The 8307-nt window shown below is 44.8% G+C and carries 8 protein-coding genes and 1 pseudogene; 4 read left to right on the top strand and 5 right to left on the bottom strand.

The genetic code is table 11. The features are described 5' to 3' along the window. Positions 1–2095 (bottom strand): annotated as a pseudogene (locus ACXJGZ_RS07125) (CDC48 family AAA ATPase); the annotation flags it as partial. Then, complete coding sequence (locus ACXJGZ_RS07120) at positions 2092–2868, bottom strand: hypothetical protein (protein WP_456398811.1); 777 nt, start codon at positions 2866–2868, stop codon at positions 2092–2094. The pseudogene ACXJGZ_RS07125 and the gene ACXJGZ_RS07120, both read right to left, overlap by 4 nt. A gap of 215 nt (positions 2869–3083) precedes the next feature. Here ACXJGZ_RS07120 and ACXJGZ_RS07115 point away from each other — a divergent pair, with 215 nt between their 5' ends. Further along, a complete protein-coding gene (locus ACXJGZ_RS07115; RefSeq protein ID WP_293252999.1) occupies positions 3084–3230 on the top strand; it encodes a hypothetical protein in 147 nt (48 codons plus the stop codon). Here the strand turns inward: ACXJGZ_RS07115 and ACXJGZ_RS07110 are convergent, their stop codons facing one another. Together ACXJGZ_RS07110 and ACXJGZ_RS07105 are read right to left on the bottom strand one after the other, a co-directional pair. Beyond that, positions 3231–4751 (bottom strand): metallophosphoesterase family protein, encoded by a 1521-nt coding sequence (locus ACXJGZ_RS07110; RefSeq protein WP_456321570.1) that lies wholly within the window; start codon positions 4749–4751, stop codon positions 3231–3233. A gap of 5 nt (positions 4752–4756) precedes the next feature. Next, positions 4757–5164, bottom strand: a complete 408-nt coding sequence (locus tag ACXJGZ_RS07105) for a CBS domain-containing protein (protein ID WP_293252993.1) — start codon at positions 5162–5164, stop codon at positions 4757–4759. A gap of 146 nt (positions 5165–5310) precedes the next feature. On the opposite strand from ACXJGZ_RS07105, the gene ACXJGZ_RS07100 reads away from it, so the two are divergent. From ACXJGZ_RS07100 to hmgA, 3 genes are all read left to right on the top strand, one after another. Beyond that, the gene (locus tag ACXJGZ_RS07100; protein ID WP_293253005.1) at positions 5311–5559 is read left to right on the top strand and encodes a TRAM domain-containing RNA chaperone; all 249 of its coding nucleotides are present in this window, start codon (positions 5311–5313) and stop codon (positions 5557–5559) included. 165 nt (positions 5560–5724) lie between these two features. Beyond that, positions 5725–6492: a MinD/ParA family ATP-binding protein gene (locus ACXJGZ_RS07095; protein ID WP_293252990.1), complete on the top strand. Its 768-nt coding sequence runs from the start codon at positions 5725–5727 to the stop codon at positions 6490–6492. Between the two features lie 20 nt (positions 6493–6512). Then, the gene (gene hmgA, locus ACXJGZ_RS07090) at positions 6513–7724 is read left to right on the top strand and encodes a hydroxymethylglutaryl-CoA reductase (NADPH) (RefSeq protein WP_456398807.1); all 1212 of its coding nucleotides are present in this window, start codon (positions 6513–6515) and stop codon (positions 7722–7724) included. A 1-nt stretch (position 7725) separates the two neighbouring features. Here hmgA and ACXJGZ_RS07085 read toward each other — a convergent pair. Next, the coding region (locus ACXJGZ_RS07085) for a hypothetical protein (RefSeq protein ID WP_456398805.1) at positions 7726–8307 on the bottom strand (582 nt) is incomplete at its 5' end.

Genomic DNA, 8307 nt, shown 5'->3' with positions numbered 1-8307 from the left:
CAGGCCTCAACAAAGCAGGATCCAAAATATCAGGCCTATTAGTCGCAGCAACAACCACAACCCCACTATTCTCCTCAATACCATCCATCTCCGTAAGAAGCTGATTAATCAACCTATCCGTAACCCTGTTTACATCGCTTCCCCTCACTGGTGCTATTGCATCAATCTCGTCTATGAATACCACCGTGGGGGCGGCCTGCCTCGCTTTGCGGAATATCTATCTTATGTTCTTCTCACTTTCTCCAACCCACTTGCTGAGTACTTCAGGCCCTCTAATTCCAATGAAGTTTGCTTCACTCTCCGTGGCCACTGCCTTTGCGAGTAAAGTTTTACCCGTGCCCGGAGGCCCGTAAAGAAGAATACCCTTCGGAGGTGTTATTCCAAAACTCAAGAATGCTTCCGGATATTTCAACGGCCACTCAACAGCTTCCCTCAATTGTTCCTTAACTTCTTCGAGACCACCTATATCACTCCATCTAACATTCGGAATTTCCAGTAGAACTTCTCTCAGTGCCGATGGTTCAACCATCTTCAAAGCCTCATAAAAGTCCCTTCTCGTAACTCTGAGTTCCTCAAGGACTTCCTTTGGTATCGTCTCCACCTCAAAGTCTATCTTGCCCTCCTTCATCAATCTCCTCAACGCCGCCATTGCCGCTTCTCTTGCCAGCGCCGCCAAATCCGCCCCAACAAACCCATGGGTTCTATCCGCCAGCTCGTCCAATAGGTGATCTATGAGTTTGTGTCTAACCTCTTCATATAGTCTTTCATCTATTTCTTTCAGGGTTTCCTTAATGTCCTTCTCGTTACCCGCTCCCTCGACCTTTCTAATGGCACTCCCGGCTGTGCCTGCAAATCTCTCATCGCTTCTAATCTCCTCCAGAATCTTCAATACCTCACTCTTCCTGAATTCTGGCTCTATAGGCATTCCTCTCGTGTGGATTTGAAGTATCTCCTTCCTGCCCTGTCTATCTGGAACACCTATCTCTATCTCCCTATCAAACCTACCGGGTCTTCTCAAAGCAGGATCTAAGGCATCGGGCCTATTTGTGGCACCTATCACGATGACCTTTCCCCTGCTCTTGAGTCCATCCATGAGGGTTAACAGTTGGGAGACCACGCGCTTCTCAACCTCTCCATGGCTTTCCTCCCTCTTCGGAGCTATAGCATCAATCTCATCAATGAAGATTACGCTTGGAGCATTTTCCTGGGCTTCTTTAAACACGTCCCTCAATCTTTCTTCACTTTCTCCGTAGAATTTGCTCATTATTTCTGGACCGTTGATAGCTATGAAGTGAGCGTTTGCCTCGTTTGCCACGGCTTTTGCGAGTAGTGTTTTACCCGTGCCCGGTGGCCCGTAAAGAAGAACTCCCTTTGGAGGTTCTATGCCTAAGCGCTCAAAGAGTTCCGGGTGCTTTAATGGAAGCTCAACCATTTCTCTAATCTTCTGAATTGCATCCTTCAAACCACCTATATCTTCATAGGTAACTTCAGGAACAGTTTCCTCCCTCAGCTCCACAGCCTGGGGGAGGACTTCAACTTCAGTGTTATGTGTAATTTGAACTATCCCCTTTGGCGCCGTGCTCACAACCACAAATTTGAGCTCGCCAAATCCAACTGGAAGAAGGTTTCTAAATATTTCCTCAAAGGGGGTTGCAAGGAACTCATCCTCAATTCTTCCGCTTGCAATTATTAGATCTCCCTTTATAACGGGCCTGCCAAGGAGATTGTTCTTCACGAGATCTCCGGGAAGCTGGATTAGAACGCCCCTCTGGGCAGGAGCAAGTGTAACCTTTCTGGCTTCCTTAACCTCGGCCCTCTTAAGGGTGATAAAATCGCCTATGCTGACTCCCGCATTCTTTCTTATGTAGCCGTCAATCCTTACTATATCTATGCCCCTATCGTCGGGATGTGGATTAGCCACTATTGCCGCCGTAACCTTCTCTCCATGGAGTTCCACTATATCCCCCGGCTCAACGCCGAGCTGTCTCTGGAATTTCCTATCAAACCTCGCTATTCCCCTTCCAACGTCCCTCTTGAGAGCCTCAGCAACTCTAAGCTTTATCTCCTCCTTGAGATCTTCCCTACCAAATATCATTCCTCATCACCTTTGATCCTCTTTTTATGAACTTTAATAGCTTCCTCCAAACTCATATTGCCCTTGGCAACTTCACGGGCGAGTTCGGAGGGAATCGTTATTTTACCACCACTAAGCTGTCTGCTCCTGCTTTTTATATGCTCAATCTCTCTCTTGCTGGGTTCTTTAACTTTCAGCAGTTCCTTTATTTTAACCTCTCTTCCATCCCTTAAAGCGATATTGATTGATGCAACTATATCCTGAACCTGGGAAATCTCGGCCCCTCCTATCTTTGGAGTCGTTCCCCTCTCATTGATGAGGAGCACGGTATAGTCATCACCCAAAACTTCAGCCAGTGCCTTTAAAGTTAGCACCCGATGCCTCCTTGCACCATGGCCTATTTTAATCTTTGCCCCGGGATACTTCTCCAAGAGCTCTAGGATTATTTCGATATCGGTGGGGCTCTTTAGGTGATATACTTCAATAATCCGGTGATCTCCAACCACCGAAACACCGGGCCTTTCCCCGGGATCTATCGCGATGTAAATATTTTTAAAACGCTTTCTACCTTCGAGTTTAGCCAGAACCTCATCTATAAAGTTCTCATCCCTAACGATAATCTTTGTGGGGAAATCTATCCTCTCATAATCTCCCTCACTTGTCAGAATAACTTCAACATCGAAGGGTATTTTCTCTTCAAGCGTCAGGCTGTCAAAGGGTATTCTGTACTCCTTGAGAACCTTTGAGGCGAGGTAATAAACCCGGGCATCCGACGTCATTATGGCAACTCTCATGATTTCTGCTATGCATTGAAGTTAAAAAAGTTGCTTGCCATTGGGCCAAGAGTTGGTCTGTGAAAGCTGGTGAGTTTAAGGATAATCTGCCATTTTGATGCCCCACGTAGTATATTAGTGTATTATTGGGGCGCTACCATTGTTACCTTGACAGTATCAAAAGTTGTGTGGCAATATTTATAAATTTCAAACTGAAGGTACCATAGGGGATATACATGCAGCCTCCAAAGAAAAAGAAGAAAGAAGAGGAATATGAGGAATACTGGGAAGAAGATGAAGAATGGGAAGAGGAGGATTTTTTGGAGGAGGAATGGGAGGACGAAGACTGGGAGGATGAGTGGGAAGAGGATGAGGAATGGTGATCAGTTCTTCCATGGCACCTCTGTTTTTATCTTCCACATTCCCAGCAGCTTTCTGGAACCCCATGTAGCCTGAACTTCAAATGCCACCACCATGCTTGGATAAATATCGATCAAATTAAAGGAATTTCCAAAGGGATTTCTATGGAGTTCCCAGCTTATCGAGCCGGCGTTTATTATGGGTGTATTCTCAACCTTTATGCCCACCGCATTCCCCCCATGGCCCGTTAAAACCAGATCCGCTGCATGGGAAGCAAGAATTTTCAGGACATTCCCCCCATCCTCAAGAAATCCAAGCTCTCTGCTTCTTGGTATCGGGATTACGTTATGGTGCATTACGACCGTGGTGAACTTTTCCATATATTCCTCCAGAAGAGTTGTGAGCACCCTCTGTCCTATCCTTCCCAAAACTCCAATTGGCGTTTCATACTGGGCGGTCATTATGGGTATAAAAACAAAGTGGTTGCCAACCTCCATGATTTGAGGCTCTCCAAAATACTCCTTGAAGAGATCATAGCCCAGATATGTTATATCGTTGTGACCGGGGATTATAATCTTCTCGGCTTTAATTTTCTCATAAAACTCCAGCGCCCTTTCATAGTACCGCTCTATTCCATAATCAACTATATCACCACAGTGGACAACCAGATCCGGTTTATATCTTTCATTTATTGCCTTTATTGCATTTTCCAAAACCCTCTTTCTGAAATAAATCCTATCAGATACATTGCTTTCACTGATCTGGATTATTCTAAAGAGCCGCTCCCCCTTTGGTATAAAAATCCTCTGCTTCGGAATCTTAAAGTCCCTGCTAACCTTGTCCCCGGTTACCTTTTTTATGGTAACTTTAACTTTACCATCTTCATACACCTTTATTATGTTGTAGCTGTTCACATCGCCTTTTCTAGTCTTCCTACAGGAAGTGCATCCTGCGTTTGCCACTATCAAGTGCTCTATCTTGTAAACATTGGGCACGTGCTTATGTCCGCATACATATAGGTTCACATCATGCTTTAAAAGCAAGTCCAAGACATCCCCTGCATTGAAGAGAACATTCCTCTCCCTTCCCGTGTCGGGGAGGGGAACCAAGTGATGATGTGCCGCCACAATTTTAAACTTCTTGCTCGAATACTCTTCAAGCTTCTCCTTTAGCCACTTGAACTTATACCCACCAACCCTACCGTCGCTTAAGTCGGGGATTGTGGAATCAAGCCATATTACAACGAGATCCTTCCTCTCATACACCCCGTACAGAGGCCCCACATACTTTTCAAAGAGCTCATATCCCACGTTTCTGGAGTCGTGATTTCCGGGGAGGACGATTAGAGGTTTCTGTATCTTCTTTAAAGCATAATTTGCGTGTTCATATTCTTCCCTGAGCCCCTGATTTGTAACATCCCCTGTGTGTATGACAAAATCAAAATCGGTTGTATTTATCTCATTCACAATCAAATCATAGGGATAGCCTTTGAACGCACTCTCCGGAGTTATATGGGTATCACTGATGTGAGCTATCTTTATCATCCCGATCACTCTCTGGCAATTGCCGTCTCGAGCTTTCTCCGGTTGGCCTCTAAAAGATCGCTCAAGGAGAATATGCCAATTATTTGGTTGTCATCCTCTACCAGAATATGCTTTATCCTGTGCTCTGCCATAACCTTTAGAACATCCTTGAGGGGCGTGTTTGAGTTCACGGTTATTAGCTCCTTGCTCATTATCTCCTTCACAGGAGTGCTGTAGGGCAGACCCGGGACCACAACACGCCTTATGATGTCGCTCTTCGTGAAAAAACCTATAACCCTCTTGTCCTCAAAGACGACCAAAGAACCGATATCAAAGTTCACCATGATCCTGCATGCTTCTTGAACAGAATCTTCGGGTGTTACCCCGAGGAGCTTTTTTACCATATAAACCTTTATTGGAGCATCCTCTTCCATAACCTCACCAACGGAGAGATATGTGGCTAATGTTTAATAACGCTTTCTTTCTTGGTTAATGTAAAGAGATATATTGAGAGCACCAAAAACATTATAAAGCTCCGTGAGTTTTTTTAAAATGCCAATATCTGTTGGTGGTGTCTGAATTGGAAGGAAATAGATTTGGTGATAGGAAGTTTGGAGACAGACCGAGGAGGAGGTTTGGTCCTCAACCCCCAGTGAAAGTTGGCGAAAGGTATAGGGTTAAGATTGAAAGTATGGGAAAAGGCGGAGATGGCATAGCAAGGATTAAAGGGTTTGTGATTTTTGTTCCTAAAACAAATGTGGGGGATGAAGTGGAAATTGTTATAAACTCCGTAAAGCAGAAGTTCGCTTTTGGAGAAGTAGTCGGGTGAAAACCCATTTCCTTCTTTCTCTTCATTGTGAGCCCTCCATATTGGAATTCACCATTAAAGGAGGTATTTTTGAGAAGTGCGAGGAGATGCTTATTTTTAGAAAAATTTATATTCTAAAATGCTTAAAAAGCTATGTGAGCGTATTAAATTAAGAGGGTGTGTTTAATGGTAGTTATTGTCGTTACAGGAAGGGGCGGGGCAGGAAAAACAACGACTACCGCCAACTTGGGTACCTATTTTGCCCAGAGGGAGTATAGAACCCTTTTGATAGATGGTGATTTGTACCTGCCTAATCTTGGATTTCACTTCTCCATTGAGAACGTTAAATATACCGTTCATTCAGTTCTAAAAGACGTGAAACTAAACCCTGATTGGGCAGTGTATAAACATCCTGACTCTGGAGTCTTCGTGATGCCGGGAAGCACAAACCTCCAAGACGTTCTCGGAATCTCCACCGCAAAGCTAAAGGACATAGTGGATGAGATGAGATACAAATTTGGTGTCGTTTTTGTCGATTCTCCAACCGGAATCCCCTTTGATACACTGCCGACCTTTGAAATCGCGGGATATCAAATCATAGTTGTTGAAATAGAGAGGTCTCCCATCTACACCTTTGAGACAATGGTGGAGAACGAGGTTAACAAGCTGAAAGCCTTGGGAGATGAGTACAGACTTAAAGAAGGAGTGATACTCAACAAGGTGAGAGAATCAGATGATATTGTGGACAAAATAGTTGAAGCAATTGAGGAGGATGTTGGAATCCCTGTTCTTGGTGTCATACCTTTTGATGAGAATGTTCCTGAATCAATCAACGTTGGTGTTCCTATATTAAAATACAAACCAAAAAGTGATGCGGCGCTGGCTTTTTTGGAAGCGGGAGAAATTATGGAAGAGTGGATATTTGGGAAGGAACATGAACAGTTCCGCTTTTGATGGATTGGAGGTGTCCTGTTATGAATGTTGAGGAGATTATTGGGAAAGTTGTAAGGGGAGAAATAAAGCTCCATCAGGTGGAGAAATATACGGATGGGAACAAAAAACTGGCAACTGAAATAAGGAGGAAAGCATTAGAGAGAAAGTTTGGAATAAAGCTCGATAACATTGGGCATTATTCAATTGATCCAAATCTTCTGATAGGGAAAAACATAGAGAACATGATTGGAGTCGTCCAGATCCCCATGGGGGTTGCAGGACCTCTGAAAATTAATGGAGAATATGCAAAGGGGGAGTTTTATATTCCCCTGGCGACCACGGAAGGAGCTCTCGTGGCGAGCGTCAACAGGGGATGCTCCACACTGACAGCTGCCGGGGGAGTTAAGACAACTCTAATCGATGACAAAATGACGAGAGCACCTCTCTTGAAATGTCCCGATGCGAGAAGGGCAAGGGAGATCGCTCAATGGGTTAGAGAGAACCTTCAATACCTCCAGGAAAAGGCAGTTTCAAAGGTCACCAAACACGGGAAGCTAAAGGGAGTTAAACCCTATATAGTTGGAAACAATCTCTATCTGCGCTTCGAGTTTGAGACCGGTGATGCAATGGGAATGAACATGGTAACCATATCGAGCGAGGAGATAATGAAGGTTATAGAGGAGAAATTCCCAGACGTCAAATACTTGGCATTATCCGGAAACCTCTGCGTCGACAAGAAGCCAAATGCCATGAACTTCATCAACGGGCGTGGCAAGAGTGTAATTGCTGAAGCCGTAATTCCAAGAGAAATCGTGGAAAGGAAGTTAAAAACAACGCCCGAGCTTATAGCCGAGGTGAACTACAGGAAGAACCTCATCGGCTCAGCCCAAGCTGCGTCTTACGGGTTTAACGCACACTTTGGAAACATCGTAGGAGCGATATTTCTCGCAACGGGGCAGGATGAGGCTCAGATTACAGAAGGCTCTCATGGCATAACCCTGGCAGAGGTTACCCCTAAAGGAGACCTATACATAAGCATCACCATGCCTAGCCTCGAAATTGGAACGGTTGGGGGAGGAACTCGCGTTCCCACCCAGAGGGAAGCACTCTCGATTATGGGTGTGGCCGGTGGCGGGAACGCCAAGAAGTTTGCCGAGATTATAGCAGGCACTGTTCTTGCCGGTGAACTCTCGCTCCTTGCGGCAATAGCGGCAAAGCACCTCGCGAAGGCTCATAAAGAGCTTGGAAGGTGAGCTAATCGAATTCGTATTCCCTTTCCCTGTAACTTTTTTTCAGGCTTTGAACAACTATTATCATGGCAAAAATAAAGGTTAGGATGTTCGATATCTGCATGATATCTGCCCTGTGCAGATATGCAAGAAAGAGCCCCACGACTCCCAGGAGGGCTTGTATAAGATTTAAAGCCTTTTCTATGGGTGTTTTTTGTTTTGCACCTTTGTTTATAATCCTGTGGACGATCTTTTCCAGCGCTTCCTCGCTCTTCGGGATAAATACTATGAACTTGTCCTTTCTTTCAAACCTAATCCTCTCCTCGCTGGGGATTAGATAAAACCATCTGCTCGTTCCATCATCCAGCTCTACAACATAAACCCGGGGATATTTTTTCCACAGCCTCTCAATATTTATCAAAAGCGTGAACTCATCTGGGTTCGTGAGCCTGGAGAAGGACCTCCCCTTGAAAAGTGCTTCAACCTCCTTGGCCTTCTCACTTATGAGCTGATTTTCCTTCACCTTAATCAGGGTATATGCTATGCGCTTTTCCTTTTTGGCACCTCTTTTTGGAGGTTTCTTTTCTTTCCTCCGAACCCTTATGGG

The sequence above is a fragment of the Palaeococcus sp. (in: euryarchaeotes) genome (genome assembly GCF_053987695.1).
Note: the sequence above shows the minus strand (reverse complement) of the source record. Positions and strands in the feature narration are given on the sequence as shown.